Annotated in this window: 21 protein-coding genes; 19 read left to right on the forward strand and 2 right to left on the reverse strand. The window is 63.8% G+C overall.

Translation table 11 applies throughout. The features are described from left to right. Positions 1–27 precede the first annotated feature (27 nt). The 14 genes from hisC (at position 28) to A3AG_RS0108245 (ending at position 9,732) form a co-directional block, all read left to right on the forward strand. Complete coding sequence (gene hisC / locus A3AG_RS0108180) at positions 28–1,128, forward strand: histidinol-phosphate transaminase (RefSeq protein WP_018004933.1); 1,101 nt, start codon at positions 28–30, stop codon at positions 1,126–1,128. A gap of 4 nt (positions 1,129–1,132) precedes the next feature. Then, positions 1,133–1,720: an imidazoleglycerol-phosphate dehydratase HisB gene (hisB, locus tag A3AG_RS0108185; protein WP_010812330.1), complete on the forward strand. Its 588-nt coding sequence runs from the start codon at positions 1,133–1,135 to the stop codon at positions 1,718–1,720. An 89-nt stretch (positions 1,721–1,809) separates the two neighbouring features. After that, complete coding sequence (locus A3AG_RS0108190; RefSeq protein WP_018004934.1) at positions 1,810–2,433, forward strand: YchE family NAAT transporter; 624 nt, start codon at positions 1,810–1,812, stop codon at positions 2,431–2,433. After that, entirely contained in the window at positions 2,430–3,083 is a 654-nt protein-coding gene (gene hisH, locus A3AG_RS0108195; RefSeq protein ID WP_018004935.1) for an imidazole glycerol phosphate synthase subunit HisH, read from the forward strand. Before A3AG_RS0108190 ends, hisH begins: the two co-directional genes overlap by 4 nt. Positions 3,084–3,249: 166 nt before the next feature. Continuing rightward, a complete protein-coding gene (gene hisA, locus A3AG_RS0108200; protein ID WP_012354087.1) occupies positions 3,250–3,996 on the forward strand; it encodes a 1-(5-phosphoribosyl)-5-[(5-phosphoribosylamino)methylideneamino]imidazole-4-carboxamide isomerase in 747 nt (248 codons plus the stop codon). A 70-nt stretch (positions 3,997–4,066) separates the two neighbouring features. After that, complete coding sequence (gene hisF, locus A3AG_RS0108205) at positions 4,067–4,837, forward strand: imidazole glycerol phosphate synthase subunit HisF (RefSeq protein WP_018004936.1); 771 nt, start codon at positions 4,067–4,069, stop codon at positions 4,835–4,837. 2 nt (positions 4,838–4,839) lie between these two features. Then, positions 4,840–5,244 (forward strand): phosphoribosyl-AMP cyclohydrolase, encoded by a 405-nt coding sequence (gene hisI / locus A3AG_RS0108210; RefSeq protein WP_018004937.1) that lies wholly within the window; start codon positions 4,840–4,842, stop codon positions 5,242–5,244. Continuing rightward, positions 5,241–5,612: a phosphoribosyl-ATP diphosphatase gene (locus A3AG_RS0108215; RefSeq protein ID WP_018004938.1), complete on the forward strand. Its 372-nt coding sequence runs from the start codon at positions 5,241–5,243 to the stop codon at positions 5,610–5,612. The genes hisI and A3AG_RS0108215 overlap by 4 nt, the downstream gene beginning before the upstream one ends. Before the next feature lie 59 nt (positions 5,613–5,671). Further along, positions 5,672–6,064: a DUF4870 family protein gene (locus A3AG_RS0108220; RefSeq protein ID WP_018004939.1), complete on the forward strand. Its 393-nt coding sequence runs from the start codon at positions 5,672–5,674 to the stop codon at positions 6,062–6,064. Between the two features lie 60 nt (positions 6,065–6,124). Continuing rightward, on the forward strand, positions 6,125–6,481 hold the full coding sequence (locus tag A3AG_RS0108225) for a histidine triad nucleotide-binding protein (RefSeq protein ID WP_018004940.1): 357 nt from the start codon (positions 6,125–6,127) through the stop codon (positions 6,479–6,481). 148 nt (positions 6,482–6,629) lie between these two features. Continuing rightward, positions 6,630–6,860, forward strand: a complete 231-nt coding sequence (gene tatA / locus A3AG_RS0108230) for a Sec-independent protein translocase subunit TatA (RefSeq protein WP_018004941.1) — start codon at positions 6,630–6,632, stop codon at positions 6,858–6,860. Positions 6,861–6,951: 91 nt separating this feature from the next. Next, positions 6,952–7,473 (forward strand): Sec-independent protein translocase protein TatB, encoded by a 522-nt coding sequence (tatB, locus tag A3AG_RS0108235; protein WP_018004942.1) that lies wholly within the window; start codon positions 6,952–6,954, stop codon positions 7,471–7,473. Positions 7,474–7,597: 124 nt separating this feature from the next. Next, positions 7,598–8,404 carry a twin-arginine translocase subunit TatC gene (gene tatC / locus A3AG_RS0108240; protein WP_018004943.1) on the forward strand — a complete coding sequence of 269 codons (807 nt, stop codon included), beginning with the start codon at positions 7,598–7,600 and terminating at the stop codon, positions 8,402–8,404. 233 nt (positions 8,405–8,637) lie between these two features. Then, positions 8,638–9,732, forward strand: a complete 1,095-nt coding sequence (locus A3AG_RS0108245) for a porin (RefSeq protein WP_018004944.1) — start codon at positions 8,638–8,640, stop codon at positions 9,730–9,732. A 417-nt stretch (positions 9,733–10,149) separates the two neighbouring features. Here the strand turns inward: A3AG_RS0108245 and A3AG_RS0108250 are convergent, their stop codons facing one another. Further along, positions 10,150–11,343 (reverse strand): Do family serine endopeptidase, encoded by a 1,194-nt coding sequence (locus A3AG_RS0108250; RefSeq protein ID WP_018004945.1) that lies wholly within the window; start codon positions 11,341–11,343, stop codon positions 10,150–10,152. A gap of 20 nt (positions 11,344–11,363) precedes the next feature. Here A3AG_RS0108250 and A3AG_RS0108255 point away from each other — a divergent pair, with 20 nt between their 5' ends. Next, a complete protein-coding gene (locus A3AG_RS0108255) occupies positions 11,364–12,110 on the forward strand; it encodes a Nif3-like dinuclear metal center hexameric protein (RefSeq protein WP_018004946.1) in 747 nt (248 codons plus the stop codon). Positions 12,111–12,166: 56 nt separating this feature from the next. Here the strand turns inward: A3AG_RS0108255 and mscL are convergent, their stop codons facing one another. Next, positions 12,167–12,592: a large conductance mechanosensitive channel protein MscL gene (gene mscL / locus A3AG_RS0108260; protein ID WP_018004947.1), complete on the reverse strand. Its 426-nt coding sequence runs from the start codon at positions 12,590–12,592 to the stop codon at positions 12,167–12,169. A 214-nt stretch (positions 12,593–12,806) separates the two neighbouring features. On the opposite strand from mscL, the gene petA reads away from it, so the two are divergent. From petA to A3AG_RS0108280, 4 genes are all read left to right on the forward strand, one after another. After that, the gene (petA, locus tag A3AG_RS0108265; RefSeq protein ID WP_018004948.1) at positions 12,807–13,424 is read left to right on the forward strand and encodes a ubiquinol-cytochrome c reductase iron-sulfur subunit; all 618 of its coding nucleotides are present in this window, start codon (positions 12,807–12,809) and stop codon (positions 13,422–13,424) included. Between the two features lie 2 nt (positions 13,425–13,426). Continuing rightward, complete coding sequence (locus tag A3AG_RS0108270; protein ID WP_018004949.1) at positions 13,427–14,830, forward strand: cytochrome b; 1,404 nt, start codon at positions 13,427–13,429, stop codon at positions 14,828–14,830. Between the two features lie 36 nt (positions 14,831–14,866). Next, a complete protein-coding gene (locus A3AG_RS0108275) occupies positions 14,867–15,610 on the forward strand; it encodes a cytochrome c1 (protein ID WP_018004950.1) in 744 nt (247 codons plus the stop codon). Between the two features lie 205 nt (positions 15,611–15,815). Then, positions 15,816–16,427 carry a glutathione S-transferase N-terminal domain-containing protein gene (locus A3AG_RS0108280; RefSeq protein WP_010812311.1) on the forward strand — a complete coding sequence of 204 codons (612 nt, stop codon included), beginning with the start codon at positions 15,816–15,818 and terminating at the stop codon, positions 16,425–16,427. Positions 16,428–16,435 lie beyond the last annotated feature (8 nt).

Raw genomic sequence — 16,435 nt, forward strand, 5'->3', positions numbered from 1 at the left:
CCTGACCCAACCCACACTGGAGCTTCCATGTCAGCCGTAGAGCCCTCCCTGATCGAACGCATCATCCGTGACGACGTGCGCGCCATGGGCGCCTACCACGTGCCGGATTCGCACGGTCTGGTCAAGCTCGACGCGATGGAGAACCCATACCGCCTGCCGCCCGCGCTGCGCCAGCAGCTGGCCGAGCGCCTCGGCGAGGTCGCGTTGAACCGCTACCCGGTGCCGAGCAGCGAAGCACTGCGCGCCGCGCTCAGGCGCGTGATGCAGGTGCCGGCCGGCATGGACGTGCTGCTCGGCAACGGCTCCGACGAGCTCATCAGCATGCTGGCGCTGGCCGCGGCCAGGCCGGGCGCGAAGGTGATGGCGCCGGTGCCGGGCTTTGTCATGTACGCGATGTCCGCGCAGTTTGCCGGCCTGCAGTTCGTCGGCGTGCCGCTGCGCGCCGACTTCACGCTCGACCGCGCCGCGATGCTGGCGGCGATGGCCGCGCAGCAGCCCGCCATCATCTACCTGGCCTACCCGAACAACCCCACCGGCAACCTGTTCGACGCTGAAGACATGGAGGCCATCATCCGCGCCGCGCAGGGCGAGGTCTGCAACAGCCTGGTGGTGGTCGACGAAGCCTACCAGCCGTTCGCCCAGCACAGCTGGATGCCGCGCCTGACTGACTTCGGCAACCTGCTGGTGATGCGCACCGTATCGAAGCTCGGCCTGGCCGGCATCCGCCTGGGCTACCTGGCCGGCGCGCCGGAATGGCTGTCGCAACTGGACAAGGTGCGCCCGCCCTACAACGTCAACGTGCTGACCGAGGCCGCCGCGCTGTTCGCGCTCGAGCATGTGGCGGTGCTGGACGAACAGGCCGCGCAACTGCGTGCCGAACGCACGCGCGTGGCCGACGGCATGGCGGCGCAGCCCGGGGTCACGGTGTTCCCGAGCGCCGCCAACTTCCTGCTGGTGCGCGTGCCGGATGCCGCACAGACCTTCGAGCGCCTGCTGGCGCGCAAGGTATTGATCAAGAACGTGAGTAAAATGCACCCGTTGCTGGCCAATTGTCTGCGCGTCACGGTCAGCACGCCCGAAGAAAACGCGCAGTTCCTTGAGGCATTCGCAGCGTCGCTGCAGGATTAACACCATGCGTGTTGCAGAGGTCACCCGCAATACTTCGGAAACGCAGATTCGCGTTTCCCTGAATCTCGACGGCAGCGGCCGCCAGAAGCTGGCGTCGGGCGTGCCGTTCCTCGACCACATGCTGGACCAGATCGCCCGGCATGGCATGTTCGACCTGGAGGTCGAAGCCACCGGCGACACGCATATCGACGACCACCATACGGTGGAAGACGTGGGCATCACGCTCGGGCAGGCGGTGGCCAGGGCCATTGGCGACAAGAAGGGCATCACCCGCTACGGCCACAGCTACGTGCCGCTGGACGAATGCCTGTCGCGCGTGGTGATCGATTTCTCCGGCCGCCCGGGCCTGGAGTTCCATGTTCCGTTCACGCGTGCGCGCGTGGGCAGCTTCGACGTCGACCTGACCATCGAGTTCTTCCGCGGCTTCGTCAACCATGCCGGCGTCACCCTGCATATCGACAACCTGCGCGGCATCAACGCTCATCACCAGTGCGAAACCGTGTTCAAGGCCTTCGGCCGGGCCTTGCGCATGGCGGTGGAGCTGGATCCGCGCGCGGCCAACACGATCCCGTCGACCAAGGGTACGCTCTGAGCATCCTGAACCCGTAGGCGTGCCGGCTGGTTGCGGCGCCCGCCCAACTCTCTAGCCAATACGGCCAGCGATGCTGGCAACCGCAACCGATGGATACGCTCAAGTCGTTTATCTCGCTGTTGGCGCTGATCAATCCGATCGGGGCGATCCCGTTCTTCATCAGCCTGACCAGCCAGCAGACCGAAGCGGAAAAGCTGCGTACCATCAAGATCGCGTCGATCTCGGTGGCGATCGTAGTGGCGGTGTCCGCGCTGCTGGGCCAGCAGATCATCGAGTTCTTCAATATCTCGGTGGCATCGCTGCAGGTGGGCGGCGGGCTCATCATGATCATGATGGCCATGAACATGCTGAATGCGCAAACCAGCCGCACCAAGGCCACGCCCGAGGAAGAGGACGAGGCCGAGGTAAAGTCCAGCATTGCGGTGGTGCCGCTGGCGCTGCCGTTGCTGACCGGACCGGGTTCGATCAGCACGGTGATCGTCTATGCCGGCAAGACCCAGCACTGGTACCAGCTGCTGATCCTGGTCGGCATCGGTGCGCTGCTGGGTTCGGTGGTGTACCTGGTGTTCCGCGCGGCGGACCCGATCGCCCGGGTGATCGGGCGCACCGGCATCAATATCGGCACGCGCCTGATGGGCCTGATCCTGTCGGCGCTGGCCGTGGAATTCATTGTGGACGGGCTGAAGACATTGTTGCCTGTTTTGAAATCATGACTACCATAGCAATTGTGGATTACGGCATGGGCAACCTGCGCTCGGTGGCGCAGGCGCTGCGCGCCGCGGCACCGGAAGCCGATGTCCGGGTGGTGGATGCGCCCGAAGGCATCCGCTCGGCGGACCGCGTGGTGCTGCCGGGGCAGGGCGCGATGCCCGACTGCATGTCGGCGCTGGGCGCGTCCGGGCTGCAGCAAGCGGTGGTCGAGGCCGCCGCGAGCAAGCCGATGCTGGGCGTCTGCGTGGGCGAACAGATGCTGTTCGAGTTCAGCACCGAAAGCCGGGCCGGCACGGATCGCACCCCGGCGCTGGCGCTGATGCCCGGGCAGGTCGTACGGTTCGCGCTGGATGGCATGACGCAGCCCGACGGCTCGCGTTTCAAGGTGCCGCAGATGGGTTGGAACCGGGTGCGCCAGGCCAGGCCGCACCCGCTGTGGGACGGTATCCCGGACGACAGCTGGTTCTATTTCGTCCACAGCTACTATGTGCAGGCGCAGGATCCGGCCCATATTGCCGGCGAAACGGAATACGGAGTCGTGTTTACCAGCGCGGTAGCGCGCGATAATATTTTCGCGACGCAGTTCCACCCCGAGAAAAGCGCGGCCATGGGCCTGCAGCTGTACCGGAACTTCGTCCACTGGAATCCCTGAAGCGCAGCTTGCCGATTCGCGATTCGCTTGTGTTCGCTTGTTGACCCGATGCTCGACCGCTGACCGACCCGGCACCTGACCCGTTTCCGATCGACTATCGACCCGACCTGACCGGCATGCGCCGGTCTCGCTCAATCTCACTCACTCAACCACGCTCGTCACGCATATGTTGCTCATTCCGGCCATCGACCTGAAGGACGGTCAGTGTGTACGCCTCAAACAAGGCGACATGGACCAGGCCACCGTCTTTTCCGAAGATCCCGCCGCCATGGCACGCCACTGGGTGGAGCAGGGCGCCCGCCGCCTGCACCTGGTGGACCTGAACGGCGCGTTCGTGGGCAAGCCCCGCAACGAGGCCGCCATCAAGTCCATCATCGCCGAGGTCGGCGACGAGATCCCGGTGCAGCTGGGCGGCGGCATCCGCGACCTCAACACCATCGAGCGCTGGCTGGACGATGGGCTCTCGTACGTCATCATCGGCACCGCGGCGGTGAAGAACCCAGGGTTCCTGAAGGACGCGTGCTCGGCCTTCGGCGGCCATATCATCGTCGGGCTCGATGCCAAGGACGGCAAGGTCGCCACCGACGGCTGGAGCAAGCTGACCGGCCACGAGGTGGCGGACCTGGCGCGCAAGTACGAAGACTACGGCGTCGAGGCCATCATCTACACCGACATCGGCCGCGACGGCATGCTGCAGGGGATCAATATCGATGCCACCGTCAAGCTGGCGCAGTCGATGTCGATCCCGGTGATCGCCAGCGGCGGGCTGTCCAACCTGGCCGATATCGACAACCTGTGCGCGGTCGAAGGCGAGGGCGTGGAAGGGGTCATCTGCGGCCGCGCGATCTACTCCGGCGACCTCAACTTTGCCGACGCGCAAGCGCGCGCCGACAAGCTGCGCGACGGGCAATAAGGCAACGGCGCCGCGGGGCGCGGCCGCCTGGCCGCTGCCGGCACGGCAGCGGTGGCGGACAAGGAATCTCATGCTAGCCAAACGTATCATCCCCTGCCTGGACGTGACCAACGGGCGGGTGGTCAAGGGCGTCAACTTTGTCGAGCTGCGCGACGCGGGCGATCCCGTGGAAATCGCGCGCCGCTATGACGAGCAGGGCGCCGACGAAATCACATTCCTGGACATCACCGCGACCAGCGACGGGCGCGACCTGATGCTGCATATCATCGAGGACGTCGCCGCGCAGGTGTTTATCCCGCTGACGGTGGGCGGCGGCGTGCGCACCGTCGAAGACGTGCGCCGGCTGCTCAATGCCGGGGCGGACAAGATCAGCGTCAACTCGTCGGCGATCGCCAACCCGCAGCTGGTGTCGGATGCCACCGCGCGCTATGGTTCGCAGTGCATCGTGGTGGCGATCGACGCCAAGCGCAGCTCCGCCCCCGGCGAAGCGCCGCGGTGGGAGGTCTTTACCCACGGCGGGCGCAAGGCCACGGGGCTGGACGCGGTGCAATGGGCACGTGAAATGGCCACGCGCGGTGCCGGCGAAATCCTGCTCACCAGCATGGACCGCGATGGCACCAAGAGCGGCTTCGACCTCGAGCTGACCCGCGCGGTCAGCGACGCGGTGCCGGTGCCGGTGATCGCCTCGGGCGGCGTCGGCGGCCTGCAGGACCTGGCCGACGGCATAACAAAGGGCCGCGCCGACGCGGTGCTGGCCGCCAGTATCTTCCACTACGGCCAGCACACCGTGGGCGAAGCCAAGGCATTCATGGCCCGCGAGGGCATTCCCGTGCGGATCTGATCATGCCGAAGAAGTGGCTCAACAAGGTGAAATGGGACGACAACGGCCTGGTGCCGGTGATCGTGCAGGAAGTCGGCTCGAACGACGTGCTGATGTTTGCGTTCATGAACCGCGAGGCGCTGCTGCGCACCGTGGAGCTGGGCGAGGCCGTGTTCTGGTCGCGCTCGCGCAAGCGCCTGTGGCACAAGGGCGAAGAATCGGGCCATGTGCAGAAGGTGCACGAGATCCGTCTGGACTGCGATGAAGATGTGGTGCTGCTGAAGGTGACGCAAGTCGACAGCATCGCGTGCCATACCGGGCGCCATTCCTGCTTCTTCCAGAAATTCGAGGGCGATGCGGACGCCGGCGACTGGCAGACGGTCGAGCCGGTGCTGAAGGACCCTGCCCAGATCTACACCAAGCCATGAGCGACGACGCACTCAGCAGCAACGATGTCCTGGCGCGCCTGGCCGAGGTGCTGGAATCGCGCAAGCCCGCCAACGGCGGTGACCCCGACAAATCCTACGTGGCGCGCCTGTTCAGCAAGGGCGACGACGCCATCCTGAAGAAGATCGGCGAGGAAGCCACCGAGACCGTGATGGCCGCCAAGGACGCGCGCGCCGCCGGCGAGATCGGCGCCGCGGCCGGCAAGGTGGTCTATGAAGTGGCCGACCTGTGGTTCCACAGCATGGTGCTGCTGGCAAACTTCGGCCTGACGCCGGCTGACGTGGTCAACGAGCTGGCGCGGCGCGAAGGGCTGTCCGGCCTGGAAGAAAAGGCCCGGCGCAAGGACTAGCCGGCGCGGATGCCGGCCGGTTTCCCGCCTGCCGCAAGGCAGGCTTCCAACCGAGGGCGATGATGGCGAACGACTACACCGGGCAGGTCACCACCCCCAGCGGCGAACAGCTGGGCAGCCTGCGCAAGCTGCTGCACATTCTTTACGCGCTGTATGCGATCTTCTGGCTCACCGGCGGCATCACCGCGCTGATCGCCATCGTGATTGACTATGTCAAGCGCGATGACGCCCGCGGATCGCTGTATGCCTCGCACTTCGCCTGGCAGATCCGCTCGTTCTGGTGGTCGGTGGCCTGGGGCGTGCTGGGCGGGGTGCTGTTCGCGACAGTCGTGCTGATGCCGCTGGCCTTTGCCGTGTGGGGCGTGCTGTCGCTGTGGATGCTGTATCGTATCGTCAAGGGCTGGCTGTATCTGAACGACAGCAAGCCGATGTACCCGGACCAGCAGTTCTGAGGTCGGGCACACGATGCATGTGTTGGTCACTGGTGCCGCGGCTGTCGCAATGAAATTTTCATGAACGCTCAGGATAATTGCATCTTCTGCAAGATCGTGGCCGGCCAGCTGCCGTCGAACAAAGTCTATGAAGACGACGACATGCTGGCTTTCCACGATATCCATCCCAAGGCCCCGGTACACTTGCTGGTCATTCCCAAGGCACATGTCGACTCGCTGGCCGATTGCGGCGCCGGTGAAGGGGAGGTGCTTGCTAGAATGATGCTGAAGGTGCCTGAACTGGCGCGCGCGGCCGGCTGTTCCAACGGCTTCCGGACGGTGATCAATACCGGCCCGGACGGCGGACAGGAGGTCTACCACCTGCACCTGCATGTGCTGGGTGGACCGCGCCACGCCTGGAAGGGACCGCTGCCCTGACCGGGCAGCCTTGGCAGGGGAGGGTCCGCGGCGGCAACGCCCCGGGCAGAAGCTGTGCCGGCAACCGTCGCCCGGCGCGGCCATCACGGGACGGAACAACGGGTCCGGGCAACAATGATTGCGCCCGCGGCTGCATCAGGAGCAAGAGATGGGTTCGTTTAGCATTTGGCACTGGCTGATCGTGCTGGTGATCGTCATGCTGGTGTTCGGTACCAAGAAGCTGCGCAATATCGGCCAGGACCTGGGCGGCGCGGTCAAGGGCTTCAAGGACGGCATGAAGGACGGCGAAGACAAGGGCGCCCAGCCGGGCGCGTCCAAGGAACTGCGCGATTCCACCACCATCGACGTCGACGCCAAGGAAAAGTCCCGCCAGCAATAAGCCGGCGGTGTGCCCCCTGCCACGCAAATCTCGCTGCGCGTGTCGTTGCGCGCCCGCGCTATCCCGCATGTTGTCCGCATGATGTGTCTGCATGATTGATCTCGGCATTTCCAAGCTGGCGCTGATTGGCGCCGTGGCACTGATCGTGATCGGTCCCGAACGGCTGCCCAAGGTCGCGCGCACGGTCGGTGCGCTGGTCGGCCGTGCACAGCGCTACATCAACGACGTCAAGGCCGAGGTCAGCCGCGAGGTCGAACTGGAAGAACTGCGCAAGATGCGCACGGAATTCGAGGACGCCGCACGCGACGTCGAGCGCACCATCCACAAGGAAGTCAGCGAGCAGAGCCAGGCGCTCAACGACGCCCTCGGCGGCGTCGAAACCAGCGCAGCCACCGGCGCGGGGAGCGGCAGCGATGCTAGCGGCGGCTTCGTGCCCAGCTGGGACGCGGCGCACAAGGCGCACAACGGGCGCAAGAGCTGGCGCGTCAAGCAGGGCGCGCGTCCGCTGTGGTTCAAGCGCCAGCACAATGTCCGCGTCTGGGTGCAGTCGGGCGCGGCGCGCGTCAAGCGGCACCGGCCGGTGAGCCGGCCCTCCCGCTCCTTCTTCGAATAAGCATGGCGCGCGGCGAATTCCTGCCGGCCGCCGTGGCCGCTGTCGTTGTGTCCGCCTCCCCCCGCCGCAACGTTGCGGTTTCATCGATCCACTTGCCGGCCCTCGCGGCTGAGCGGTTCACGCCATGAGCGACACCCGGTCCTCCGATCCCCACGACCCGCAAGACGAGTCGCAGCAGGAAACCTTCATCTCCCACCTGATCGAGTTGCGCCAGCGACTGGTCAAGGCGGTGGCCGGCATCATCCTGGTGTTCGTCTCGCTGGTCTACTGGGCGCCGGTCATCTTCAACCTGTTCTCCGCGCCGCTGATGGAATCGCTGCCCAAGGGGGGCAAGATGATCGTCACGGACGTGACCGGCTCGTTCTTCGTGCCGATGAAGGTGACCTTGCTGGTGGCATTCCTGATCGCGCTGCCATGGGTGCTGTACCAGGTCTGGCAGTTTGTCGCGCCCGGCCTGTACCAGCATGAGAAGCGCCTGATCCTGCCGCTGGTATCGAGCAGTTATTTCCTGTTCCTGTGCGGCGTGGCCTTTGCATATTTTCTGGTGTTCCCCACGGTGTTCCATTTCATGGCGCACTACAACGCGCCGCTGGGGGCGGAGATGTCCACCGACATCGATAAATACCTCAGCTTCGCCATGACCACGTTCCTGGCCTTCGGCATTACCTTCGAAGTGCCGGTGGTGGTGATCGTGCTGGTGCGGTTTGGCGTGGTGGAACTGGAAAAACTCAAGCAGATCCGCCCCTATGTGATCGTCGGGGCTTTCATCATTGCGGCCATCGTCACGCCGCCGGACGTGCTGTCGCAACTGCTGCTCGCGGTCCCTCTGGTGGCCCTCTATGAACTTGGCCTGATCCTGGCCCGTTTTGTCGGACGCCCGGCAGGCGAAGAGGCCACTTCCGCAGAAACACAGCCGGACGAATCGCACTGAGGCGGGCTTTTTCGCCAGCCACAGTGCCGGTTTGCACCAAGTTGGGGATTTTTGCCCGCATTCCTGTTGCTCCCGGACAACAAAAACCGCCAGTAAGCATGGTTTACGCCGAAAAAGCCTTCTGACGGCCGGGGGGGCTGGCACATAATACGCAGCAGACGTGAATGTAAATGCGTCGCCCAAGCACTTGGGCAACCAAGATTTCCCAATCAGTTGACAAGGAAAGTGTCGATATGAAGATGAAACTGTTTGCTGCTGCCGTCGCCGCTCTGGCCGCTGGTGGCGCTTATGCCCAATCGAGCGTGACCCTGTACGGCGTGGCTGACGTCGGCCTCGAATACGTCAGCAAGGCCAACGCTGCCGGCGACGATCTGTTCCGCATGTCGTCGGGTAACCAGTCCGGTTCGCGCTGGGGCCTGCGTGGCGTGGAAGACCTGGGTGGCGGTCTGAAGGGCGTGTTCGTCCTGGAAAGCGGTTTCGACCTGGATGATGGTCGCTCGGCTCAAGGCGGTCGTCTGTTCGGTCGTCAAGCCTACGTCGGTCTGCAAAGCAACTTCGGTTCGCTGCTGCTGGGCCGTCAACAGACCGCCTTCTACGACTTCGGCCTGATCTATGACCCGATGGCCATCTCGTCGCGCTACGGTATCCTGGCTCAGGACGCCGCCTTCGCTTCGCGCGCCGACAACACCGTCAAGTACATCGGCAAGTTCGGTGGCCTGACCGCTTCGGCCTTCTACAGCTTCAACAACAACGGCCAGGAAGTCGCCGGCGCCTTCCGCCGCGGCCAAGAGTATGGCGCCATGCTGAACTACGCAGCTGGCCCGTTCTCGGTTGGTGCTGCTTATGACGAAGTGCACGGCCAGACCACCGGCACCGCCGCTGCTCCGGTCGACGCAAGCGGTCAGCGTATCCGCCGCGCCACCGTGGGTGCCAACTACGCCTTCGGCCCGGCCAAGGTCTACGCTGGCTACCGTTGGGCCAAGGCTGCCGACGGCGCCGCTCTGCCGGGCCAAGTGGCGACTGCCGCCAACCCGCTGGGCATCAACGGTACCTCCAACCTGTACTGGCTGGGTCTGGGTTACCAGCTGACCCCGGCGTTCTCGCTGTCGGGCGCTGCTTACTACCAAGACTTCCGCAAGACCGACGCCGATCCGTGGCAATTCGTCGTGACCGCCGACTACGCGCTGTCGAAGCGTACCGACGTGTACACCTCGCTGTCGTACGCTCTGAACGACAACGGCTCGCTGCTGGGCGTGAACGGCTTCAACACCGTCCAGTCCGGCAAGGACCAGTTCGGTGCTGTGGTCGGCCTGCGCCACAAGTTCTAATCTGACGCGGGCATCCGCCCGCTGAAGGTTGACTTGAAGAACGCCGGCATCCGCAAGGATGCCGGCGTTTTCTTTTGTGCAATCCAAGGTGAGGCAATCGCTAGCAAGGGTTGGCGCTTTGCGCTGCGTCCGAGTTGCCGTCAGACCGTGCGAGTTTCCATTGGGACAGGACCGGTCCGCATTTGCCCATTCAAACCACTCGGATCGTGGCGGCCAGGCATGGCACGCTGGCAGACCCATCCGGACGGGCTGTCACCGTCAGGGCAACTGGCGTTGTAAGGCAGGATGCGGCTCTGCCGAAATCGATCGCAGGCCGACCCGTCTGGCTGCTACTGCCCAGTCCCGGAATCGATGCGGGCACAAAAAAACCCGCCATCGCTGGCGGGTTTGCTTGCTCGGGTACCGGCACGGTCCGGCCTATTCTTCCTCTTCGAAGGGCAGCGAGCGGCGCGGCGGCGGGGGGCGCTTGCCGATGGTCACCGTCAGGTCCGTCGGCTTGCCGCGGCGGATCACCGTCATCTTGATGTCCACGCCGGGCTTGAGCTGCGCAATGGCATTCAGAAGCGCCGTGGTGTCCGTGATCGACAAGCCATCCACCTTGGTCAGCACATCGCCTGGCCGCACCCCGGCCTTGTCGGCCGGGCCGCCCTGGACCACGGCGGCGATCAGTGCGCCTTCCTTGGCATCGAGTCCGAACGACTCGGCAATCTCCGGCGTCATGTCCTGCGGCTCGACGCCGATCCATCCGCGCGTCACGCTGCCGGTCGAGATGATCGACTCCATCACCTGCTTGGCCGTCGATACGGGGATGGCGAAACCGATACCCAGCGAGCCGCCCGAGCGCGAATAGATCGCCGTATTGATACCCAGCAGGTTGCCCTGCGCGTCCACCAGCGCGCCGCCCGAGTTGCCGGGGTTGATCGCTGCATCGGTCTGGATGAAGTTCTCGAAGGTGTTGATGCCCAGGTGGCTGCGGCCCAGCGCCGACACGATGCCCATCGTCACGGTCTGGCCGACGCCGAACGGGTTGCCGATGGCCAGCACCACGTCGCCGACCTTCACGTTCTCGAGCCGGCCCAGCGTGATCGCCGGCAGGTCCTTGAGCGTCACCTTCAGCACGGCCAGGTCGGTTTCCGGGTCGGAGCCGACCACCTTGGCATTGGCCTTGCGGCCATCGGTCAGCGCGATCTCGATCTCGTCGGCGCCGTCGACCACGTGGTGGTTGGTTAGAATGTAACCCTCGGCGCTGACAATGACGCCGGACCCCAGGCTGGAGACCGGCTCCTGCCGCTCGGGCAGGCGGTCGCCGAAGAAAAAGCGGAACCACGGATCCTCGGCCTGCGGATTGGGCGAGCGCTTGTTGCCGTTCTTGCTGGTAAAGATATTGACCACCGCCGGCATGGCCAGCTGGGCGGCTTCGCTATATGACCCTTCGGCCGCAGGACCGGACACGTTGGGCACGACCTCCTTGAGCGCCACGATGGGCGAGCCGGATTGGACCGCGACGCGCCCCCTCTGCAGCCATTCAGGCTTGAGCGTTGCCACGACGAACCAGACCGCCAGCACGACGGTGACAGCCTGGGCAAAGAACAGCCAAAAGCGCCGCAACATATTGGAGTTTTGAGCAGAAAATGAAAACAAAAGAGCTTGAATTGTACTTGAACGACCTGTTGGAAGTTTCCCGCTACAAGGACTATTGTCCCAATGGGCTGCAAGTGCAAGGTCGCTCGGAGATCACACATGTGGTGACTGGGGTGACGGCAAGCCTGGCGCTGGTCGAGGCCGCGGTCGAGGCGGGCGCCGACGCCATTCTCGTGCATCACGGCTATTTCTGGAAAAACGAGGATGCGCGCGTGGTCGGGCAGAAGCATGCGCGCCTGAAGTGCTTGCTCGGGGCGGATATCAATCTGTTCGCCTACCACCTGCCGCTGGATAATCACCCGGAATTCGGCAATAACGCGCAACTGGGCCTGCATCTCGGCTTCACTCCCACCGGCCGCTTCAGCGATGACCAGCTGGGCTGGACGGGGACGCTGCCTGCGCCGATGCCGCTGTCTGCGCTGGCGGCGCATGTCGGCGGCGTGCTCGGGCGCGAGCCGCTCGCGATCGGCGAGCCTGGCCAGATGATCCGCACCGTCGGCTGGTGCACGGGTGGGGCGCAAGGCTATTTCGATGCCGCGGTCGCCGCGGGCGTCGATGCCTATCTGAGCGGCGAAGTCTCGGAGCAGACCACGCACCTGGCGCGCGAGAGCGGCGTGGCCTATCTGGCAGCCGGCCATCATGCGACCGAACGCTATGGCATTCGCTCGCTGGGCGAGCATGTGGCCCAACGCTTCGGCCTGCGCCATACCTTTATTGATATTCCGAATCCGGTCTGATCTGACCAAAAACAAAACGGCCCCAGCGGGGCCGTTTTATCGTTCGGGATTCGAAATCAGCGGGCCTTCAGGCTGTCACGGATTTCACGCAGCAGTGCCACTTCCTCGGGCGGGGCGGCGGGCGGCGGCGCCGGTTCTTCGGCGCGCATCCGGTTGAAGGCACGCACCATCAGAAAGATGATGAAGGCCAGGATGATGAAGTTGACGACGATGGTCAGGAAGTTGCCGTAGGCAAACACCGGTACGCCGGCCTTCTTCAGTGCATCGAGCGTCAGCGGTGTCCCGGGAGGGGGATCCGCCAGAACAATAAACATACTGGAGAAATCCAGCTTGCCCACCACACGGCCCACCAACGGCATGATCAGGTCGTTGACCACCGAATCCACGATCTTGCCGAACGCCGCGCCAATGATCACACCGACAGCCAGGTCAATGACGTTGCCGCGTACGGCGAAGGTTCTGAATTCCGAGATCATGCCCATGGGGGGTTCTCCTTCTTGTGGCGATGGGTGAACGCTTTCAAGCTGGAAGCCTGCCGCATCACTCACCGGAAATCAAGCGTGGAGCCGGATTTCCGGGATGCATGTCCGATAATCGCGCGAGGCCGTGGCATTTTCTGCCTATCTAGTGCGCAGGTGTCTAAGGTACACTTTATGGTTGACGCAAAATCTAAATTGACTTCCCCTGGGGTTTGGAATGAGTGACCAGCAAGACGTGAAGAGCGTGGATAAAGGTCGCCGCAATTGGTTGATCGCGACATCCGTCGCTGGCGGCGTCGGAGGCGTGGCGGTAGCGGTTCCTTTCGTCAGTACCTTTGCACCATCGGAGAAGGCCAAGGCCGCGGGTGCCCCAGTCGAGGCGGATATCGGCGCCCTGAAGCCGGGCGAGATGATGACCGTCGAGTGGCGCGGCAAACCGGTCTGGATCATGCGGCGCACGGAGGAGCAACTGGCGTCGCTGAAAAAGACGGATGGCGAAGTGGCCGATCCCAATTCCGACATTCCGTTCACCATGCAGACGCCCGAGTACTGCAAGAACGAAACCCGTTCGCGTCCGGAACACAAGGACGTGCTGGTGGTAGTGGGCATCTGTTCCCATCTCGGCTGTTCCCCCTCGGGCCCCTTCGCCCCCGGTGCCAATCCTCAGCTCGGCACTGATCCCGGTTTCCTCTGCCCCTGCCATGGATCGACCTTCGATCTGGCCGGGCGCGTCTTCAAGAACAAGCCGGCTCCGCAGAATCTCGATGTTCCCCCCTACCAGTTCCTGTCCGAAAGCAAGATCGTGATCGGCAAGGACGAGAAAGGAGAAGCCTGATCATGGCGGCCGAAAAACAAGTCAAGACGACCGGCCTGCTGGGCTGGATCGACGCCCGCTTTCCTGCGACGCAGCTGTGGGAAGACCACCTGTCCCGCTACTACGCGCCGAAGAATTTCAATTTCTGGTACTTCTTCGGTTCGCTGGCGCTGCTGGTGCTGGTGATCCAGATCGTTACCGGCATCTTCCTGGTGATGAACTACAAGCCGGACGGCACGCTGAACGCCGCCGGCATTCCCGTGGCCTTTGCCAGCGTGGAATACATCATGCGCGAGGTCCCGTGGGGCTGGCTGGTGCGCTACATGCATTCGACCGGCGCCTCGGCCTTCTTCGTCGTGGTCTACCTGCATATGTTCCGGGGCCTGCTGTACGGTTCGTACCGCAAGCCGCGCGAACTGGTCTGGATCTTCGGCTGCCTGATCTTCCTGTGCCTGATGGCCGAAGCCTTCATGGGCTACCTGCTGCCGTGGGGCCAGATGTCGTACTGGGGCGCCCAGGTGATCGTGAACCTGTTCTCGGCCATCCCGGTGATCGGCCAGGACCTGTCGCTGTTTATCCGCGGTGATTACGTGGTCAGCGACGCGACCCTGAACCGCTTCTTCTCGTTCCACGTCATCGCCGTGCCGCTGGTGCTGCTGGGCCTGGTGATCGCGCACATCATTGCGCTGCACGAAGTGGGCTCGAACAACCCGGACGGCGTCGAGATCAAGGCCAAGAAGGACGAAAACGGTATCCCGCTGGACGGCATCCCGTTCCACCCGTACTACTCGGTGCATGACCTGCTCGGCGTGGGCGGCTTCCTGATCCTGTTCTCGGCCGTGATCTTCTTCTTCCCCGAAGTGGGCGGCTATTTCCTGGAAGCCAACAACTTCTTCCCGGCCGATCCGCTGAAGACCCCGCCGCATATTGCGCCGGTCTGGTACTTCACGCCGTTCTACTCGATGCTGCGCGCCACCACGTCGAACTTCCTGCCGATCCTGTGGGTGTTCTTCGCGCTGCTGCTCGGCATGGTGTTCCTGCGCAGCAAGGATGCGCGCGTGAAGATCGGTGCCATCGCCATCGCGGTGGTCCTGGCCGTGGGCTTCTATTTCATCGACGCCAAGTTCTGGGGCGTGCTGGTGATGGGCGGCTCGGTGGTGATCCTGTTCTTCCTGCCGTGGCTCGACTGCTCGCCGGTCAAGTCCATCCGCTATCGTCCCGCTTTCCACAAGACCATCCTGATCGTCTTCGTGGTGGTGTTCCTGGTGCTCGGCTATCTCGGCGTGCAACCGCCGTCGCCGGTTGGTGAAAAGGTGTCTCAGCTGGGTACGCTGCTGTACTTCGCCTTCTTCCTGACCATGCCGCTGTGGAGCCGTGTCGGCGAGTTCAAGCCGGTCCCGGAGCGTGTCACGTTCCACCCGCACTGAGCGAAGCGAACCCCGACAAGAGCACAAGGACACAAGATGAAAAAGCTGCTTTCGATCCTCGCGCTGGCCGGCGCCTGCATTGCCGGCGCGCCCGCCATGGCATCGGAGGGGGGCTTCCCCCTCGAGCCGGCGCCGGTGAACACCGCCGACTTGTCGTCGCTGCAGCGCGGCGCCAAGGTGTTCGTCAACTACTGCCTGAACTGCCACGGCGCGTCGATGATGCGCTACAACCGGCTCAAGGACATCGGCCTGACCGACGACCAGATCCGCGAGAACCTGCTGTTTACCGCGGACAAGGTGGGCGAAACGATGAACATCGCCATGCAGCCGAAGGAAGCCAAGGCCTTCTTCGGCGCGCAGCCGCCGGACCTGTCGGTGATCGCGCGCGCCCGTGGCGACGACTGGCTGTACACCTACCTGCGCACCTTCTATCGCGACGACAGCCGCGCCACCGGCTGGAACAACCTGGTGTTCCCGAGCGTCGGCATGCCGCACGTGCTGTGGGAACTGCAGGGCCAGCGCGCCGCCAAGTTCACCGAAGTGGAAGAGCATGGCGAGAAGGTGCACAAGTTTGCCGGTTTCGAGCAACTGAGCCAGGGCAAGCTGAGCAAGGTCGAGTACGACCAGATGACCGCCGACCTCGTCAGCTTCCTCGACTGGATGGCCGAGCCCGCGCAGAACCACCGCAAGCGCCTGGGCGTCTGGGTGCTGCTGTTCCTGGGCGTGTTCACCGTGTTCGCCTGGCGCCTGAACGCGGCGTACTGGAAAGATGTGAAGTAAGCCGTGACATGACAGGGCCTGATCGGGCCCTGACGACCAGGGGCGGTCGCTGCGAAAAAACGCAGCGCCGCCCCTGATGCTTTTTACGGGTGATAACCCAAAAAGAGTCGCATATGCCACTTATTTGCTTTTCGGTGGCCGACTTTGGCAGAATGGCAGACCTTACTGTCCGACCCAGCTCCGGCTAAGCCCAAGGAATCCAACCATGATGGTGTTGTATTCGGGTACGACTTGCCCGTTTTCCCAACGTTGCCGCCTTGTCCTGTTCGAAAAGGGCATGGATTTTGAAATCCGCGACGTCGACCTGTTCAACAAGCCCGAAGATATTTCGGTGATGAACCCGTACGGCCAGGTGCCCATCCTGGTCGAGCGCGACCTCATCCTGTATGAGTCGAACATCATCAACGAATACATCGACGAGCGCTTCCCGCACCCGCAGCTGATGCCAGCCGACCCGGTGCAGCGCGCCCGCGCCCGCCTGTTCCTGTTCAATTTCGAAAAGGAACTGTTCACCCACGTCTACACGCTGGAGAACGAAAAGGGCAAGGCCGCGGAAAAGAACCACGAACGCGCCCGCGCCGCGATCCGCGACCGCCTGACGCAACTGGCGCCGATCTTCGTCAAGAACAAGTACATGCTGGGCGAAGAGTTCTCGATGCTCGACGTCGCCATCGCGCCGCTGCTGTGGCGCCTGGACCACTACGGCATCGAGCTGTCGAAGAACGCCGCGCCGCTGCTGAAGTATGCTGAACGCATTTTCAGCCGTCCCGCGTACATCGAAGCGCTGACCCCGTCCGAAAAGGTGATGCGCCGCTAACCGGCACC

The sequence above is a fragment of the Cupriavidus neocaledonicus genome (genome assembly GCF_000372525.1).
In the GTDB taxonomy this organism is placed as follows: domain Bacteria; phylum Pseudomonadota; class Gammaproteobacteria; order Burkholderiales; family Burkholderiaceae; genus Cupriavidus; species Cupriavidus neocaledonicus.